20 protein-coding genes and 1 pseudogene are annotated in these 17,839 nt (G+C 42.5%); all 21 read right to left on the reverse strand.

What is annotated here, in order from left to right; all coding sequences use genetic code 11:
• Positions 1-48: 48 nt before the first annotated feature.
• On the reverse strand, positions 49-1,425 hold the full coding sequence (locus tag ACTNEW_RS04365; protein WP_441058371.1) for an extracellular solute-binding protein: 1,377 nt from the start codon (positions 1,423-1,425) through the stop codon (positions 49-51).
• A gap of 140 nt (positions 1,426-1,565) precedes the next feature.
• The gene (locus ACTNEW_RS04370) at positions 1,566-2,255 is read right to left on the reverse strand and encodes a trimeric intracellular cation channel family protein (protein ID WP_441058373.1); all 690 of its coding nucleotides are present in this window, start codon (positions 2,253-2,255) and stop codon (positions 1,566-1,568) included.
• 108 nt (positions 2,256-2,363) lie between these two features.
• Positions 2,364-2,903: an MATE family efflux transporter gene (locus ACTNEW_RS04375; protein WP_441058375.1), complete on the reverse strand. Its 540-nt coding sequence runs from the start codon at positions 2,901-2,903 to the stop codon at positions 2,364-2,366.
• 65 nt (positions 2,904-2,968) lie between these two features.
• Positions 2,969-4,195, reverse strand: coding sequence for a glycerophosphodiester phosphodiesterase family protein (locus ACTNEW_RS04380; protein WP_441058377.1), 1,227 nt, complete (start codon positions 4,193-4,195; stop codon positions 2,969-2,971).
• A 233-nt stretch (positions 4,196-4,428) separates the two neighbouring features.
• Positions 4,429-4,899 carry a transcriptional repressor gene (locus ACTNEW_RS04385; RefSeq protein WP_441058379.1) on the reverse strand — a complete coding sequence of 157 codons (471 nt, stop codon included), beginning with the start codon at positions 4,897-4,899 and terminating at the stop codon, positions 4,429-4,431.
• Between the two features lie 3 nt (positions 4,900-4,902).
• A complete protein-coding gene (locus tag ACTNEW_RS04390) occupies positions 4,903-5,052 on the reverse strand; it encodes a FeoB-associated Cys-rich membrane protein (protein ID WP_441058381.1) in 150 nt (49 codons plus the stop codon).
• An 85-nt stretch (positions 5,053-5,137) separates the two neighbouring features.
• Positions 5,138-7,312, reverse strand: a complete 2,175-nt coding sequence (gene feoB / locus ACTNEW_RS04395; RefSeq protein ID WP_441058383.1) for a ferrous iron transport protein B — start codon at positions 7,310-7,312, stop codon at positions 5,138-5,140.
• A gap of 182 nt (positions 7,313-7,494) precedes the next feature.
• Positions 7,495-7,716 carry a FeoA family protein gene (locus ACTNEW_RS04400; RefSeq protein ID WP_441058385.1) on the reverse strand — a complete coding sequence of 74 codons (222 nt, stop codon included), beginning with the start codon at positions 7,714-7,716 and terminating at the stop codon, positions 7,495-7,497.
• Between the two features lie 12 nt (positions 7,717-7,728).
• On the reverse strand, positions 7,729-7,941 hold the full coding sequence (locus ACTNEW_RS04405; RefSeq protein WP_441058387.1) for a FeoA family protein: 213 nt from the start codon (positions 7,939-7,941) through the stop codon (positions 7,729-7,731).
• 134 nt (positions 7,942-8,075) lie between these two features.
• Positions 8,076-8,303 carry an FMN-binding protein gene (locus tag ACTNEW_RS04410; protein ID WP_441058389.1) on the reverse strand — a complete coding sequence of 76 codons (228 nt, stop codon included), beginning with the start codon at positions 8,301-8,303 and terminating at the stop codon, positions 8,076-8,078.
• Positions 8,304-8,330: 27 nt separating this feature from the next.
• The gene (locus ACTNEW_RS04415; RefSeq protein ID WP_441058391.1) at positions 8,331-9,665 is read right to left on the reverse strand and encodes a hemoblobin-interacting domain-containing protein; all 1,335 of its coding nucleotides are present in this window, start codon (positions 9,663-9,665) and stop codon (positions 8,331-8,333) included.
• A 135-nt stretch (positions 9,666-9,800) separates the two neighbouring features.
• Positions 9,801-11,430: pseudogene (ppk1, locus tag ACTNEW_RS04420) on the reverse strand (polyphosphate kinase 1); the annotation flags it as partial.
• A gap of 285 nt (positions 11,431-11,715) precedes the next feature.
• Positions 11,716-11,763: a hypothetical protein gene (locus tag ACTNEW_RS04425; RefSeq protein ID WP_441058707.1), complete on the reverse strand. Its 48-nt coding sequence runs from the start codon at positions 11,761-11,763 to the stop codon at positions 11,716-11,718.
• A 125-nt stretch (positions 11,764-11,888) separates the two neighbouring features.
• On the reverse strand, positions 11,889-12,170 hold the full coding sequence (locus ACTNEW_RS04430; protein WP_441058393.1) for a DUF2325 domain-containing protein: 282 nt from the start codon (positions 12,168-12,170) through the stop codon (positions 11,889-11,891).
• A 231-nt stretch (positions 12,171-12,401) separates the two neighbouring features.
• A complete protein-coding gene (locus tag ACTNEW_RS04435) occupies positions 12,402-12,683 on the reverse strand; it encodes a hypothetical protein (protein WP_441058721.1) in 282 nt (93 codons plus the stop codon).
• Entirely contained in the window at positions 12,589-12,984 is a 396-nt protein-coding gene (locus tag ACTNEW_RS04440) for an AAA family ATPase (RefSeq protein WP_441058395.1), read from the reverse strand. The genes ACTNEW_RS04435 and ACTNEW_RS04440 overlap by 95 nt, the downstream gene beginning before the upstream one ends.
• Positions 12,971-13,402, reverse strand: a complete 432-nt coding sequence (locus tag ACTNEW_RS04445; RefSeq protein WP_441058397.1) for an AAA family ATPase — start codon at positions 13,400-13,402, stop codon at positions 12,971-12,973. The genes ACTNEW_RS04440 and ACTNEW_RS04445 overlap by 14 nt, the downstream gene beginning before the upstream one ends.
• Positions 13,403-13,852: 450 nt before the next feature.
• Positions 13,853-14,863, reverse strand: coding sequence for a GGGtGRT protein (locus tag ACTNEW_RS04450; RefSeq protein ID WP_441058399.1), 1,011 nt, complete (start codon positions 14,861-14,863; stop codon positions 13,853-13,855).
• Positions 14,864-14,886: 23 nt separating this feature from the next.
• Positions 14,887-15,579 carry an iron-sulfur cluster assembly scaffold protein gene (locus ACTNEW_RS04455; protein ID WP_441058401.1) on the reverse strand — a complete coding sequence of 231 codons (693 nt, stop codon included), beginning with the start codon at positions 15,577-15,579 and terminating at the stop codon, positions 14,887-14,889.
• A 260-nt stretch (positions 15,580-15,839) separates the two neighbouring features.
• Positions 15,840-17,036, reverse strand: a complete 1,197-nt coding sequence (locus ACTNEW_RS04460; RefSeq protein WP_441058403.1) for an ATP-grasp domain-containing protein — start codon at positions 17,034-17,036, stop codon at positions 15,840-15,842.
• A gap of 27 nt (positions 17,037-17,063) precedes the next feature.
• A complete protein-coding gene (locus tag ACTNEW_RS04465; RefSeq protein ID WP_441058405.1) occupies positions 17,064-17,822 on the reverse strand; it encodes an esterase family protein in 759 nt (252 codons plus the stop codon).
• Positions 17,823-17,839: the final 17 nt, after the last annotated feature.

The following is a 17,839-nucleotide window of genomic DNA, read 5'->3' on the forward strand; positions in this document are numbered from 1 at the left end:
CTCATAATATTTTTATACATGTCCGAAAGGGCAAAAAGAAAGACCACTTTATTGTGGTCTTTCTTTTATTTCATCCAGAAATTCTTCTGCAGAAATCACACCATATCCGGAAGTATTTCCCAGTTTCAGGGATTTCGCACAATTCAGAATCTGTGTTACCGGATTCTGTCCGCCAAGAACTGCATTGTCAAACCGTTCATCCTCTGCATAATTTTTCATCACATTGATGTGATTTACAAAATCACCTGAGGAAGCAGCAATTCCATTCAGCACTTCTTTATTGCAGGTCATTTTTAACATGATATTTTTTACCAGTTCCGGATTATCCGTCCCTTCTGCAGCACAAAGCCAGGTTCCTCCCCAGAAGAAACTCTCCGGTCCTTCTGTTACGGCCCATCCACCCTGTGCCGCCACACTTCCTTCCACATCACTGTCCATATCGTACTCATAAAACCAGGATGGTCCGAAATAACAGAATACCCCGCCATCCGGATAGAACCCTTTGCTCCAGTCCTCACTCCACATTTCAAATGTGCCGGTCTCCTGATTGTCAGCCATTATCTTTGACATTTCTTCCCATTCTTTCAGGTGTTCCTCTGCTGTGATGCCGTCACCGGCATTCCCGCTTCCATCAGCATTCTCCGCAAATATACGATAAGTATCATATACAGAAGACGTCATAGAGTACCCGGCCTCTTTCATCGCCTCTGCTGTTTCCAGAAAAGTATCCCAGTCTTTTACAGATTCCTGCACTTTCGAAGGTTCATCTGTTCCAAGTACCTCTCCGGCAATCTCCCGATTGTAGATCAGAACACCAGGACATGCATACCAGGCACTTCCCTTCTGCCTGCCATCCGCATCCGTCACATATTCCTTTGTAAAGGAAAACTGTCCTGCCGTATTCTCTTCTGTAATTCCAAGATCAGCAAGATCCATGGCATAATCTGTTTCCACATATTTCCGTGCATATTCCTCTTCCACAAGAAACAGATCAATCTTTTCCTCCTCTGACGCAGATGCCTGATTCAGAAGAGCCTGATCCAGTTCTTTCTGATAATCTGCACTGCTCTCCGGGACGATCACCCATTTCACAGTGACTTCTCCAATCGTACCGGTTGTATCATCTACTGCTTCATAACCCGGATAATACTCTTCCATCCGGATTTTAAATTCTTCATTCCAGGAAAAAACATTCAGAATCTTTCCTTCTGAAGTTTCTTTTCCAGAAGATTCTGTCTCGTCTTTTTCTCCACTGGTCTGTTCTTTGTCAGTTTCTTTTTCACTGATTTCTTCTTTGCTGGTTTCTTCTCCGCCAGACGTTTCTGTTTTGCTGACTTTCTCCTCAGATGCTCCTGCAGAAACTGACAGTGTGAAAGTCCCTGCTGTCACCACTGCACAAACTGCAGCTAATCGATGTTTTTTCAATCATGTACCTCCTGATGTATTTTCTGATGTATTTTCTGATGTATTTTCTGATGTCTTTTCTGATGTCTTTTCTGATACATTTTCTGATATATCCCTCGATGCGTTTCCCGATGTATTCCCTGACATACTGCTGTCAACAATCATTTTCTCTCATTTCTGCAGTCTTTCTCCACGGGTTCTTCATCCCAATGCATTCTTGGCAGGTTCCAGTGATAGTGGGCAGCCAGATACCGGATCAGAATGACTACTGCACAGGCAACAATCATGGCGCGCAGAATACCATAGCTTCTATATATATACACACAGGTAACAGCTCCCACAATCGAAGCACATGCATAAATGTGGCGGACAAAAATATACGGTGGAACTCCTGCCATCATATCCCGAAGCAAACCACCGCCCACTCCTGTGATGGTTCCGAGAAACACGAGCAAAAATGTATTGTCCGTATACCCCTGCTTGATTCCGGTATTTACTCCCACTACTGTAAAAATCCCCAGTCCTACCGTATCCATGATCAGCATAATCCTGTCATATACAATCCGGAAATTCCCTTCCAGTATCTCTCTTTTCAGATACATCACTCCAAACACAATACAGGAAGTGATTGTAGCCACCAGAGCATAGACAGGATTCTGGAATACTCCCGGGGGAATAATCCCCAGAACAATATCACGGATCATTCCTCCGCCCACAGCCGTCACTACTCCAAGGACGCTGATGCCAAAAATATCCATGTTTCTGCCCACGCCCACCATGGCACCTGAAGCTGCAAATGCCACTGTGCCAAGCATTTCCATAATAAATATAATCGTTTCCTGATAATCCATTTTCACCCTTCTCCTGCCGGAAAAAACAACTTTCTCCACTTCTCCCTGAAATCATCTTTTATTTTTTCTGTTCCCGGTTCTTTTGGTATGTATCTATGTTTATTTGCCTCACTGCTCTCTGGTAAAATTGATACAGCAGTTGATCACCAGTGTGGAGATGGACAGATAAAACGCAATGTTTACGGTTTCCACACTGCGCATGGATGCCAGAAGAATCATCGTCACAGCAAAGAACACATAAGTAAAGCGAATCGTCTTCATATAACGCATGCCCTGTGCCGCAATAGCTGCATCTGTGGTAAAAAAGCTCATGGCTTTACCGGGAAACAGGCTGACTAAAACGAACAGAAAAACTGCTGCGAACAGTGCTGTACGCATAGCAGTTGCTGCAATTTTTTTCATAGTTCCGGTCTGCTTCTTGCCCCAGTACTGACTGCATAAAATCACAAGTCCATCACCGATTGCAGTAAGGATCTGCTGATATACAAACTGAATCTGATTGACTGCTGCCACACCGGAAAGCGCGGTTTCACTGTAGGAACCCAGCATGAGATTATCTGCCAGATTGACACTTAATGATATCACATTCTGCAGCACAAGAACTACATACACAGCAACAAAAGATCTGTAAAAATTCCGTTTTTCCATCTGATGACTTTTGGTTATCCTCCCATATTCTGATCTACTGCTGTTCACCGCATTCACAGGAACTCTTATATATTCACAGTAATATAATCTGCACCCATTTTTTTATACTTCAGTATCTGGGACTGATTTTCCGCAACCCATACACCGATTTTCAGTTTTGCATTATGTACGCTTTTCACGTTCTGTGCAGTAAACGCCGTATCCTGAAGAGACACATCAAACTTATATTTTTTGCAGGTATCCAGCAAGGACTGACTCCAGGTTTTGGAAATTTTCTGCAAAGATAAGCGTGAGCTGTACTTTCTCAGACTTACCAGTATTTTTGTTGAAAAAGAAATAACTACCGGTGACTTCACAGAACCGGAAATGGTGTTGTAAAGCTTCTTAATTCCCTTCTCAGACATGGGGGATTTAATCTCAATTACCGGAGTACACTTATATTGATTACAAACCTTCAGATATTCTTCCAGCGTGGGAATCTTCAGGTTTGGATATTTTCCGATTCCATTTCCGCTGATGATTCTGTATTGACGGATCTGCTTCAGAGTCAGATTGGAAATCAGCGCATCTATACCGCAGGAGCGAAGCAGAGACGCATCATGGGAAATGACCAGAGCGCCGTCTTTGGTTTCTCTTACATCACACTCAATCGCTTTGTATCCCTGCCGGGCAGCCAGCTGGAACGATGGAATGGTATTTTCCGGTGCCTGATAATATGCTCCGCGATGAGCGATCAACTGGGCACTGCCCGAAGAAACGGTTGCTTTCTTTTTTGTTACCGTTACCGTACAGGAAAGCCTGGAATTGCCGACATAGGCATAGATGGTGCATTTGCCTGGTTTTTTACTGGTAACCTTCCCGGAAGATGTAACAGATGCGATTCCGGTATCCGAACTGCTCCATTTGGATACTGTTTTTCCGCTTACTTTCAGAGAAAAGCTTTTGCCTTCTTCTACCGATTTTGATGACGCATCCATTTTTGCATAAAAAACGGTTACCTTGCATTTCAATGTCCGTCCCGCAGATTTGGCCGTCACGTATGCAGTTCCCGTTTTTCTGGCAGTAACTTTTCCATTTGAAGCTACAGAAACAACGGAAGAAGCACTGGATTTCCATGTAATTTTGCTTTTCGTATTTACCGTTAATACATAGCTGCTTCCCTTGTTCAGACTCAACGATGTTCTGTTCAGCCGGTAGCCTGCCGCGTTTACCGTCAGAGCTGAGCCAAAAATCACAGCGGTCAGACAAAGCAGGATCAACAGGGCAGACAGTCCTTTCGATTTCTTTTTCATACTTCATTCCCCCCCGTATTCATATTTTTCCTTTTCTTTTTTCATTATATCGATTTTATCAGGTAATTACAATAGTACTTTTTCTGCTGCAGCGCATCCAAAATCTCCCAATATCATCCCCATTGGATTTACCATGGAACTGGCAATGCATTCGGAGGTACTGAACCGTTTCAACCCAAAAAGCGAAGTACAATCGGCTTTCTGCCTCTGTACTTCGCTTTTTGAAAGTATCTTCACGACTGCTGCATATGTCGGATCATCATCACCCGTTTTCCACTGGAATAACCACACCGTTTCAATCCCTGCTCCACTACTGCATTCAGCGAATTCTGATCCAGTTCCACTACAGAATGATCCTCCAGTTCCACCAGAAATCTTCCATTCATTTCCCGTTCACAGCAGCATAGTTCATACGGTTTTTTGCGTTTCAGCGCTCCGATTTCCTCCAGTGCGCCGATCGTACGATATATCGTCGCAACTCCAATCCCACGATCCTGTCTGGACGCCAGATAATAAATTTCTTTGCAGCATGTGCATTCTTCATTCAATATAATATCGATCAGTATTTCTCTTTGTCTGGTAACACGAAATCCATTTTCCCTGAGCAGTTCTGTCACTGTTTTTCTGTCCATATTACCCGTCAGGTATCGCTCGGATTCCATGTTTTTCTTTTCCGTTCCGACATTTTTTCTGTCTTTATGCATAGGTTACTCCTGAGAATGATGGCAATGACACCCGCAGTGACTGCAATTCTTCCCGCATTGCAGCGACTTACCGGCTTTTTTATCTTTTATCATACTTCGAATACTCAATCCGACAGCTCCTGCCAGAATCAGAAAAACAATCATCGTTCCCATGCCCGATACCTCCCTCATTTTAGTCAAATTTCCCACAAATAGTGACGCACATCTGTCGGAAAGCAATTTTCAAACATACTCTAATTTACGCTCTCACTTTTCCATCAATACTATTTGGAACTGTCAGTTTCTGACTTTCCTTATATGGACGAAACAGAAGATAAATAAACCCGATCACAAGAAGGAAGGCCACAACTGTTCCACTACCGAAGGTACCGGCGGTAATCAGTGTACCGATCTGGTATACACACAGGGAAACAACATATGCAAGCAGTGTCTGATATCCGATAGCAAACCAGAACCATTTTGCATTGTTCATTTCTCTCTTAATCGCACCCATTGCTGCAAAACACGGTGCACACAGAAGGTTGAATACCAGGAAGGAATAAGCTGCCACTGCAGTCATAGAACCTGCCAGTGTTCCCCAGATTTCAGCACCGTCTTCTGCAACTTCGCCAAATCCATACAGGATACCAAACGTACCAACTACATTTTCCTTTGCAACAAGACCCGTAATCGCTGCCACTGCTGATTTCCAGTCGCCCCATCCAAGAGGAGTAAAGATCCATGCAATAGCAGAACCAATGCCTGCCAGAATACTGTTATCCATATCCTCTACCATACCGAAACTTCCGCTTTCAAATCCGAAGCTCTGGGCAAACCATACGAAAATCGTGGAAAGAAGAATGATCGTTCCTGCCTTCTTAATAAAGGACCAGCCGCGTTCCCACATACTGCGGAGTACGTTTCCTACTGTAGGAAGGTGGTAAGCAGGAAGCTCCATAACAAACGGTGCCGGATCTCCTGCAAACATTTTTGTTTTCTTTAAAATAATACCTGAGCAGATGATGGCCGCAATTCCTACAAAATAAGCACTTGGAGCCACCCATGCAGCACCGTCAAAAAGCGCTCCTGCAATCAGGGCAATAATCGGAAGCTTTGCACCACAGGGAATAAACGTGGTGGTCATAATCGTCATCTTACGATCACGGTCATTCTCGATGGTTCTGGAAGCCATGACACCCGGAACACCGCATCCTGTACCGATCAGCATCGGAATAAAGGATTTTCCGGAAAGTCCGAATTTACGGAAAATACGGTCCATGATAAATGCAATACGAGCCATATAGCCGCAGCCTTCCAGGAACGCAAGGAAGATAAACAGTACCAGCATCTGCGGTACGAAGCCAAGCACTGCTCCCACACCGCCGATAATACCATCTACCAGAAGACCGGTCAGCCAGTCTGCGCATCCGATTGCTTCCAGACCGCTCTGTGCTGCAGGAAGGATCCACTCCCCAAACAGGGTATCATTGGTCCAGTCAGTAAGAATACTTCCTACCGTAGTAACCGACACATAATATACAATAAACATCACAACTGCAAAGATCGGCAGTGCCAGAAAACGGTTTGTCACGATGCGGTCAATCTTATCGGATGTAGACATCTGCTTCTTCACACGCTTTTTGTAACAGTCCTCAATGATACTGCCAATGTAATTGTAACGTTCTCCTGTGATGATACTCTCTGCGTCATCATCCATTTCTTTTTCACAGCTGACAATATCTTCTTCAATGTGGTTCAGAAGCGCAGAATCAAGATTCAGGCTTTCCCGTACCTTTTCATCTCTTTCAAACAGTTTTACTGCATACCAGCGCTCCATACTCTGATCCACTTTACCGCTGATTGCTTCCTCAATATGCGCGATCGCATGCTCCACGCATCCCTCAAATCTGTGGGCCGGCTGATTTTTCTTTCCTGTTTTTGCGATAGCTACTGCTCTCTGGATCAGCTGGTCAATTCCATCTCCTTTCAGAGCAGAAATCTCCACAACCTTACAGCCGATATCCCTGGAAAGACGGTCTACATTCAGTTCTTCTCCGTTTTTCTTTACCAGATCCATCATATTTACAGCTATGATAACGGGAATGCCGAGTTCCGTCAGCTGCGTAGTCAGATACAGGTTTCTTTCCAGATTCGTACCGTCAATAATATTAATAATGGCATCCGGTTTCTCTCCGATCAGGAAATTTCTGGAAACCACTTCCTCCAGAGTATAAGGAGAAAGAGAATAGATACCCGGGAGGTCTACCAGGATGGCTTCTTCTCCCTTTGCCGTATATCCTTTGATCTTTCCTTCCTTTTTTTCCACCGTAACACCCGGCCAGTTTCCTACAAACTGATTGGAACCGGTCAGTGCATTAAACAGCGTTGTCTTACCACTGTTGGGATTACCCGCAAGCGCAATCTTAACTTTCATATTCATCCTCTCTTTCCTTTTACATGTTCCTGTTATGTTTCATTTCCTCTATTAATATGTCATTCATTTTAACCTTGTTGTCAGATATCTGTTTGTTCTTTTATATTTTCTTTATATATATCTTTCTTTTATTTCTTAAATATAATTTTTATTAGCTTTTTCTAACTACAAAGCAAAAAAAATTACTGAACCTCGATCATCTCAGCATCTGCTTTGCGAAGAGATAATTCATATCCACGCACAGTCACTTCCACCGGATCCCCAAGCGGAGCTACTTTCCGAACAAAAATATCTGTATTTTTTGTGATTCCCATATCCATAATCCGGCGTTTTACTGCTCCTTCTCCGCGGATTTTCAGAACCTTTACCGTCTCACCGCATTTTGCATCACGCAATGTACTCATTTTCATTTCCTCCTAAACCATAATTTTATTTGCCATTTCCCTGCTGATTGCCACACGTGATTCTTTCACGTTCACGATCAGGTTGCCGTTCATCTCAGAAACAACCGTAACATAGCCTCCAACCACAAATCCCAGACTTTCCAGAAAACGCCTGGTCTCTTCTTTTCCACCGATTTTCCGGATCTGATTCATCCGACCGGTTTCCGCTATAGATAAAGGCATCATAGTCCACCAGCTTTCCTCTTTTAATTATAATTTTTTATCTATTACGGTAGTTAGTATATACTTACATATATTCTATGTCAATAACCGCAATTGATAATTTTTCTCATATTCCATTAGGGACAGAAAAAGTACCACTATTCTACGTTCCCAATAGCCTGCTTCAGGGCATCGTCTGCCGCCTCCAGAATTCCTTCGGAGCTGAACGTAGCCCCGCTTACCGTATCCACATCAGCGGACTGTTTTTCCAGAATAGCTGGAACAAGTACGGTCCTTGCATCGGTAAAATACGGATCATCATCCACTCTCTCCAGGATTTTAACCTCAGCAATCATCCCGTCCTCCACAACAACAGAAACTTTCATTTTTTATGTATCCGCATTTCTCATGTTTTAATCCAGAGTAACGGTACCTGTCACTGCCGGATACCCTGTCGCTTCCAGCCTGATTTCACAGAAACCTGCTTCATCAAACACCGGAACCTGTTCTCCATCTACATCCAAAGCTGCATCCGTATTGACACTTCCGTCTTCCTGGAAAATAACCGCTCCGAAATCTCTTCCGTTCACAGCCTCTCCATTCACACTTACCGAACTGAGAGCAGAAATATAATCTGAAGCTGTCAGTCCGCTTTCGTTATCTGCTACAGTCAGCCGGTTTTCCACAATCGAAACATCCTCTTCGTTCAGACCGGACTCTACCATACAGGTCAGTTTCTGATCCGCATAGGTTTCATCAGAAAGAACAAGGGAATACTGTCCCGGCTTCAATTCCGGACTCAGAGTGATCACGCCATCCGACATGGAATACAGAGAAGCATCTTCCGGAAGAAGTTCCTTGCAGTAAAAATCAAGATCAATAGAAATATCATCACTATCTGCAATCATATATGTCATTTTTGTGATTGTTTTTCCCTGAATATCTTCAAATCTCTGATAAGAAGGCGTATTGCCATGCGGTTCCGTCATCTCCGTCACTGCAAATGCCACTTCATTTGGCTGCAGCCACAGATTATCCAGATGTTCCAGTCCATAAATTTTTCCATCTGAAGTTTCCAGAAGTGCCCCCTGTATCGTCGCTGCGTCCAGCTCTAGTCCTTCAAAGGACAACTGATAATTTCCCCATACAGAGTTTGATGCAAATTCTGCTGTTACATTTTCTGCCGGAACCGTTACACCAATTGTTTCACTCAACGTGCCATCAGAATTGATTACCTTGTATTCAGCAGGAATATCTTCTGTTACTTCACCAAGTGAAGAAACCAGGTCGATCAGCGGATTGGCACATTCCGTTCCATTTTTAATCGCCTGCTGTACATTCTCGTACAGAACTTTGGAAATCGCTACATGAACTCCCGATGGACCGATGATATTCGCACCGTCTCCATTTTCCTCGTAGTAGGTCTTTGCAAAACGGGTGGATTTCGCATTGGTTGCTGACGTCACTGCATCATAAATGCCATCTTCCCGGTATCCTTCCAGTCCGGCCATATCCTCGGCTTCATATTTCCCTTCCATCCCGTCTTCCAGAGCTTCCGGCTGAATATGATTGATCTCACCATAATAAAAATCTGCATAAGGAACATTAAGAACTCCGAAATAATATTCACTTACCTCAATTGAAGGAGATGCCTGCTCTTCCTCTTCCCCTGCCATACATGTGAATGAGAAACTTCCAACTGCCATGGTACCTGCTGTGAGCATGGCTAATACTGATTTTCTGGTCATATTTTCCTCCATCTTGCTTTGATATTAGTTGTTTGAAACTTCCATTAGTTTATTCTATTTTCAGTCAAAAAGTCAACACTTAATTCGTTAATGAAAAATATTACCAGCTAGACCATTGGGGATGTGGTCAATAGTTCACTTTTTTTCTGAATTACTATATGCCATCGCATAAAACAATTCCTGAGAATTCATCTTTACATCATTCAGACTTCTGTCAACATAATTACCTTTTGATGTCAGACGTTTTCCTTTTTCATCGTCATTCATCATGGTTTCAAACATCCAGTCAAGACGTTCTTTCAGTTTTTTATCAAGAACCGGTGCTGCCACCTCCACACGGCGAACGGTATTCCGGGTCATAAAATCAGCAGATGCAATATATACTTTTTCCCGTTCTTTTGTGCCAAACCGGTAAATCCTGGAATGTTCCAGGAAGCGCCCCACAATGCTCACTATTTTTATGTTTTCTGTATAGCCTTTTACTTCCGGGATCAGACAGCAGATTCCTCTGACAATCATTTCAATCTTTACACCTGCCTGAGAAGCTTCAATCAGTTTCTGAATAATCACCTTGTCTGTCAGGGAATTGATTTTTATACCGATATATCCATCTTCTCCGTTTTTCAAACGGGAAATTTCTTCCTCTATCATATCCAGAACCTTGTTCTGTAAACACTTGGGTGCTACCAGAAGAGCTCTGGTTTCTTCCACTGTTTCTCCTCTTAACAGTGGCTGCAAAGACTTCCGCTGCTTCTTTTCCAATCTCCTGATCAGCGGTGATCAGGGACAGATCCGTATACATGGCAGATGTTTTTTCATTATAATTTCCGGTGCCTATCTGCGTGATATAAGAAACACCATCCTCTGTTTTTCTGGAAATCAGACAGAGCTTGGAATGTACCTTATATCCATTCAATCCATAAATCACTCTGCATCCGGCTTCTTCCAGGATTCTGGAATATTCAATATTACTTTCTTCATCAAACCGTGCCCGGAGTTCTACCAGAACAACTACTTCCTTGCCATTTTCAGCAGCTTCCACCAGTGCATCCACGATCTGGCTCTTATTTGCCAGACGGTATAAGGTCATCTTAATGGATACTACGGAATCATCCTTTGCAGCCTCATAAAGCAGATTGATAAATGGCTTGATACTCTCAAATGGATAGGATAATAACACATCTTTTTTCATAATCTGCGGAATCAGGCGGCTTTTGGTGTCCAGCTGGGGCGTCATTCTCGGAGTTCTTCTCTGATAGAAAAGATCTTCCTGTTCTGTATTTTTCAGGTAACTCTGGATAGCAAACACAAAAGACATATCCAATGGAACTCTGGACAGAAATACATGGTCTTTTTCTACCTGAATATCTTTACACAAAGAACTGATCATTTTTTTATCCAGTTCTCTGGAAAGTTCCATTCTTACCGGATTCATCCGCTTTCTCTGTTTGATCAGGTTTTCCATAGCCTCTCTGTAGTCCAGGTCTTCGTCATAAATGGTTTCTGTATCAATATCTGCATTTCTCGTCACGCGAAGCAGTGATTTTTCTTTTACTTCATAGTTTTTGAACATCTTCGGAAGGAAATGCAAGATCAGTTCTTCTGAGAGCATAAACGTCCCCTTCCTGGTAGGAATATCGATCAGACGCTTAAAAACGTTATTGCTGCATGGAATAATGGCGGTTCTCGTCTTACCGCCTTTTGTTGCCAGCAGGGCTACCGCATAAATATCTTTATTTTTCAGAAACGGAAACGGCTGCGTTTTTTTCTGTCTTCTTTTCTGCTTTCTTCATCTGAATAATCCAGTTCCTTTCCCCAAAATTTTTATCCCTGTTCTACAGAGTTTCCCCCATAGTATAAAAAATGATAATCTCCTGATGTCAATTCCAAGATAAAACTATGTTATATCTTTGTAAAATTTTGTTTGTGCAATCCCGACCGGAAGGCTTTTTATATTACAGGAAAATGCGAAGCACGCTCCTGTAACATAAAAAAAGCCGGCATACAAGCAAAAATTCCGCTTATATGCCAGCTTCAAAAATACCTTTTCTTATACCAATCCCCTGCCAGAGCGTGTTTGAAAATTGCTTTCCGACAGATGTCCGTCACAATTTGTGGGACGTGCAAATGGCGGGAATGAATTTTCAAACACACTCTAGGCTCCCTGCATTTTTCAAGCGCTTCTGCATCCGGCTCTTCCTGACAGATCACGCCTTCTCCTCTTTAACTGCAATACGCCTCAAGCACATCTGTCAAAGCTGCTGCGCTGCTGGAATGGGTTCTGGCTATCTGAATCTTATTTCTCTTCGCCTCCGTTACAGCTGTATTTACCATCTTATGAGACACTGTATTGGTAAACAGAATCATCAGATCCGGATTGCCCAGTTTTTTCCTCATATTTCCCTTTTCCTTTGCAAAAATCTTTGCTTTACAGCCATAGTCCTTACAGATTTTCTCGTATTGACAGACCATGCATTCATTTCCTCCGATAATGACAACGCTCATTTAGTTTCTCCTTTTAATAATTAGTTTAAACTAACTATAAATCAAAAAAATATAAGGTTTTTCATCCTTTTGCTTTTATTAGTTTTATATAACCATAATTAGTTTAACATTGCATCATAGAACTGTCAATAAACCTTACAGAGAATTTTCTTCAAAAACACTATTGGGGACGGAGTTTTCTGGTCTTTCGTCCCCATGATTCTACTCTTCCGCCATTGGGGGACGGACAATTCACCATTCTCCGTCCCCGTGGTTCCACTCCTCAATTACGCATGTATGATGCTTTTTCTCCTTCCCTTCTGCATCATAATTTATTCCGACTAACAATACCTTGTCAGAATATCCCTTTAATGCACCTTGATATCTGTTTGTTTTTATCTGGTTTATTGCTGAATCGGCTGACTTATTATACTTCAACTCAACAACCATTGCCGGACGATATCCGGCATTTGTTCTTGGAATAAACACTAAATCTGCAAAGCTTAGTACTCTCAAAATCCAAATCATATTCATTACACAGACTTCTCACTTCATCTTCTGTAAAACCATAATACTGCGTAATCGGATAGGAACTTAACATTGTAAATTCCATAAAATTATTAAGTGCAGACTCATCTTTTATCTTTTTGATTGGCAAAATTCCTGTGATATATGCCAATGCCAAAAATGATTTCGATTCTTCTGTTTTAAATAAGGAATGGAGAAACTGCAGGTATTTATGAACCAATTCTTTATTTTCGCTGTTTCTGATCACACAATCCCATTCATCAATCACGATTACAAAAGGAATCTTTGTCTGCTTATAAATCGACATAAGAATTACACTGAATTTTTTTTGAATAATCTATTCCTTCCTTAAAAACTTCCTTCAATTCATCCAAAATATATTCTTGTATTTTCTCAACAATATTATCCTTAAAATCATCCCAAAATGAAGAAATATCCAGGTGAATTACGTTATACTTGTTCAAATATTTCTTAAAATCAGCATCTTCAGCTATTTTGGTATCTTCAAACAATTTTGTCGAATCACAGCCACGGCTATAATACGCATCTATCATTCCTGCCGCATGAGATTTCCCAAATCGTCTGGCATGACTGACTGCAATACACTTATTTTCAGTTGACAGTCTTTTATTCAATTGTTCCAGCAAGGCTGTTTTATCTACATAAATCATGCTATTTCTGGCCTGCGTAAAGCTTTCATTGCCTGGATTAAAATACACTCCCATACGATACACACCTCCCGGCAGTTTTTTTCATTATAACTTAGCCTGACAATGATTGCAAGGAGAACACCTACACCATTGGTAACACTTTCGCATGGGTAAAATGGCCGCCCGGGCGGGGAGCAATGAGGAAGTGTCAGCACACTTCCGTCCGCGCGGGTAATTTCAAGCTGAGCAAGCAGTTTTGTTTCTGTTACATACTGATTACGGATGCAATCCGCTCAAGTGTATCAGGTTCTTGTGGAATACACAGATTCTCGTAAAAAGGATATTGAATGGCTGAGAAAAGATATCGAGACCATAGAATAAAGGGCCCCCAAACGAAATGGGAGCCCAAAAATATGTGCAAATAAAGGTGTTAAAATAGTGTGCGAACAGTGTTAAAACGACTGAAATTTCACCATTTTTAACAATACTCATTGAACACCAAAACCCTTGATTTTACTGCATTTCTTAGAATTTACCAGCTTTAGCGGCTTCTTCAATAGAAACAGCTACAGCAACAGTCATACCAACCATCGGGTTGTTTCCTGCGCCAATGAGACCCATCATTTCAACATGAGCTGGTACAGAAGAGGAACCTGCGAACTGTGCATCGGAGTGCATACGTCCTAATGTATCAGTCATACCGTAGGAAGCAGGACCTGCTGCCATGTTATCCGGATGAAGGGTACGTCCTGTACCGCCGCCGGATGCAACAGAGAAGTATTTCTTGCCTTTTTCAAGACATTCTTTCTTGTAGGTACCTGCTACCGGGTGCTGGAAACGTGTCGGGTTGGTGGAGTTACCGGTGATGGAAACGTCTACGCCCTCTTTCCACATGATTGCAACACCTTCCGGAACGCTGTTTGCGCCGTAGCAGTTAACTTTTGCACGAAGACCTTCAGAGTATGGTTTGCGGAATACTTCTTTTACTTCGTTGGTATATGGATCATATTCTGTTTCTACATATGTAAATCCATTGATTCTTGCGATAATCTGAGCAGCGTCTTTTCCAAGACCGTTCAGGATGACACGCAGAGGTTTCTGACGTACTTTGTTTGCTTTTTCAGCGATACCGATCGCACCTTCTGCTGCTGCGAAAGACTCATGTCCTGCAAGGAATGCGAAACACTCAGTCTCTTCTTCCAGAAGCATTTTGCCAAGGTTACCATGGCCAAGACCTACTTTACGGGTATCAGCAACAGATCCCGGAATACAGAAAGCCTGAAGACCTTCACCGATAGCTGCTGCTGCGTCTGCTGCTCTCTTGCATCCTTTTTTGATAGCGATGGCTGCACCAACGGTGTATGCCCAACATGCGTTCTCAAAGCAGATCGGCTGAATGCCTTTGATCTGGTCGTATACATTCAGACCAGCATCTTTTGTGATTTTTTCAGCTTCTTCGATAGAAGCAATTCCATAACTGTTTAAAACAGAATTGATCTTGTCAATTCGTCTCTCGTAAGATTCAAATAAAGCCATTTCCGTTACCTCCTCAACAATAATTATTCTTTTCTCGGGTCAATAATCTTAACAGCATCAGCTACACGACCATACTGGCCTTTTGCTTTTTCCCATGCAGTATTCGGATCATCGCCTTTTTTGATGAAATCTGTCATTTTGCCAAGGCTTACGAACTGATATCCGATGATTTCGTTATCTTCGTCAAGAGCGATACCGGTAACATATCCTTCTGCCATTTCCAGGTAACGAGGTCCTTTTTTCAGAGTTCCGTACATGGTACCAACCTGAGAACGAAGTCCTTTGCCAAGGTCCTCAAGACCAGCACCTACAGGAAGTCCGTCTTCAGAGAAAGCAGACTGGGAACGTCCGTAAACGATCTGAAGGAATAACTCTCTCATAGCAGTGTTGATTGCATCACATACAAGGTCAGTATTCAGCGCTTCCATAACAGTCAGGCCTGGAAGAATTTCAGATGCCATAGCTGCGGAATGAGTCATACCGGAACATCCGATTGTCTCAACCAGTGCTTCCTGGATGATACCTTCTTTTACATTCAGAGTCAGCTTACATGCTCCCTGCTGAGGTGCACACCAGCCAACACCGTGTGTCAGAGCGGAAATATCCTTAACTTCTTTAGCCTGTACCCATTTAGCTTCTTCCGGGATTGGAGCGGCGCCATGATGAACGCCCTGTGCAACTGGGCACATTTCTTCTACTTCGCGTGAATAAATCATTTTAAAACTCCTTTCAAGTATAGATTTACTGATAATGTTGTTAAAATAGTCATAACAACCTAGCGTTATTTTCTCACAAAATCGCTCATTCGTCCAGTCATAATTTGTAAAAAATTGCGTTATTATTCGTCATTCTTCACAAAAGCTGTTACAATCCATCATTTTTTCAAATCTGTTGTGATGCATCATCCTGTACAAAACCTTCTATAATTACATCTATACAAAGTCCATCATGTCGCATCATTCTGCTCCAGCGCTATTTATTTTCCACACCGAAGCACATCACTGTAAAATGCATCCATTTCTTCTTTTGTCTTAAAAGTAGCCAGATACATCTCGTTGCCCATTGCACCGGAAAGCACATCCGGAATACGTTCTGACATCCTGATATTCGGGCCATATTTTTCTATAATATCGGCATGGCTCATGGCATGATTTTTGCCGTCACGAAGCCCGGCAAACGCACAGTACTGGTCTTCGTACGGTTTCATATCTGTTCGATCAAATGCGATCATATCCGCCCAGATCTTATAAACATCGGTTCCATGGGCAAAATCCATCATATCCGGAGAAACACCTCCGCTTGGACGCATATTGACCTCAAGAGCCATCAGGTCTCCTTTTTTGCCAAGACCTTCCTGATCTTTTAACAGACGGAAAAATTCAAAATGAACAAAACGGCTCTTTACACCGAAGCTTTTCACTGTCGCACGGCCCATGGCACGGGTATCTGCCGGCAGATCCTTGAGAATATAAAAAATAGAATCATCTTCATTGTTGACAATATCCATAATGGACACAGGTGTCACATTTCCGGTCTCAAATAACGGTTTTCCGTGAGAATCAATAATCGCATCATAGGAATTCACTTCACCATTGACAAATTCCTCCATGATGTACTGGGTGTCATCCCATTTTTCCGCAAAAAATGCTCTCAGCTGATCTTCATTTTCAATTTTGAAGGTATGGGAGGCACCTACTCCATTGTCCGGTTTTGCAACCACCGGATAGCCAACCTCCTGAATAAAAGCAACGGTATTTTCCCAGTTATCTACCAGATGGTAACGCGCAACCGTAATACCGGCTTTTTTGTAATATTCTTTCATCTTGGATTTAAATTTGATTCTTGGAATGTCTTTTGTCTGGAATCCGCTCTTAATGTTAAATACCGTACGAAGCTTTGCATCTCTCTCCAGCCAGTATTCATTATTGGATTCCAGCCAGTCGATCCGTCCATGTTTATAGATCAGAAAAGCCACTGCACGGTAAACTTCTTCCTCGTTTTCCAGATTGCTGACTTTGTAATATTCATTCAGACTTTCTTTTAATTCGTTGGTCAGCTCATCATATGGCTGATCACCGATTCCAAGAACGTTCATCCCGTTCTTCTTTAATTCCCGGCAGAACATCCAGTAGTTTGCCGGAAAATTCGGGGAAATAAACACAAAATTTTTCATAACATCCACTCTCCTCTTTTGTTTTTTTTATTCATTGTTAAGAAGGTACGGTAAAAAATACTCCACCTGTTTAAACCACCAGCACCAGTCGTGAGAACAGTCATATCCCCAGAAATCCACCCATGCCTGGATTCCTTTGTCCTGCAGAATTCCCTGCAGCTGTCGTGTGGAATCCGGAAGCTCCCATGGCCCCTGTCCTGCACAGATGACTGCCTTTTTCCTGTTATAAAGCGGAATATACGGGTGATCCAGCGGCATTCCTCCCAGATAATGAATGACTGAATTTTCATAAACCACTTCATCCATATAGGAGCCAAAGCCATATTCAGCAGTATAAATTCCGCTCAGTGCCAGCAGGCGGTCAAACAGATCCGGTCTGCGGAAATAGAGATTTGCTGCATGCGTTGCACCAAGACTGCAGCCGAATACCATTACTCCCGGATAACCGGTCCAGCCGTTTCGTTCATTTACCATATCTCTCATAAAAGGAACCATCTCATCTGTAATATAAGTAATCCACTGTTCATAACGGCGGATTCTCCAGTACGGATCACTGTTGGAATCCGACCAGGTTTCTTTATCAATGGTATCTATGGAAAAAACCATCACCTGACCTGCTTCGATATACGGTGCCCATACTTCTGTCATCCCAAAATTTTCAAAATCAAAAAACCGTCCGTCCTGACACGGAATATACAGAACCGGACGTCCTGCATGTCCGTAAATCTTGCATTCCATATCCCGGTTCAGTGCCTGACTGTATTGTTTGCGATATTGTACTTCCATGTTTTTTCTCTCCTCGT

Source organism: Blautia sp. HCP3S3_G3, assembly GCF_052063365.1.
Lineage (GTDB): Bacteria > Bacillota > Clostridia > Lachnospirales > Lachnospiraceae > Blautia_A.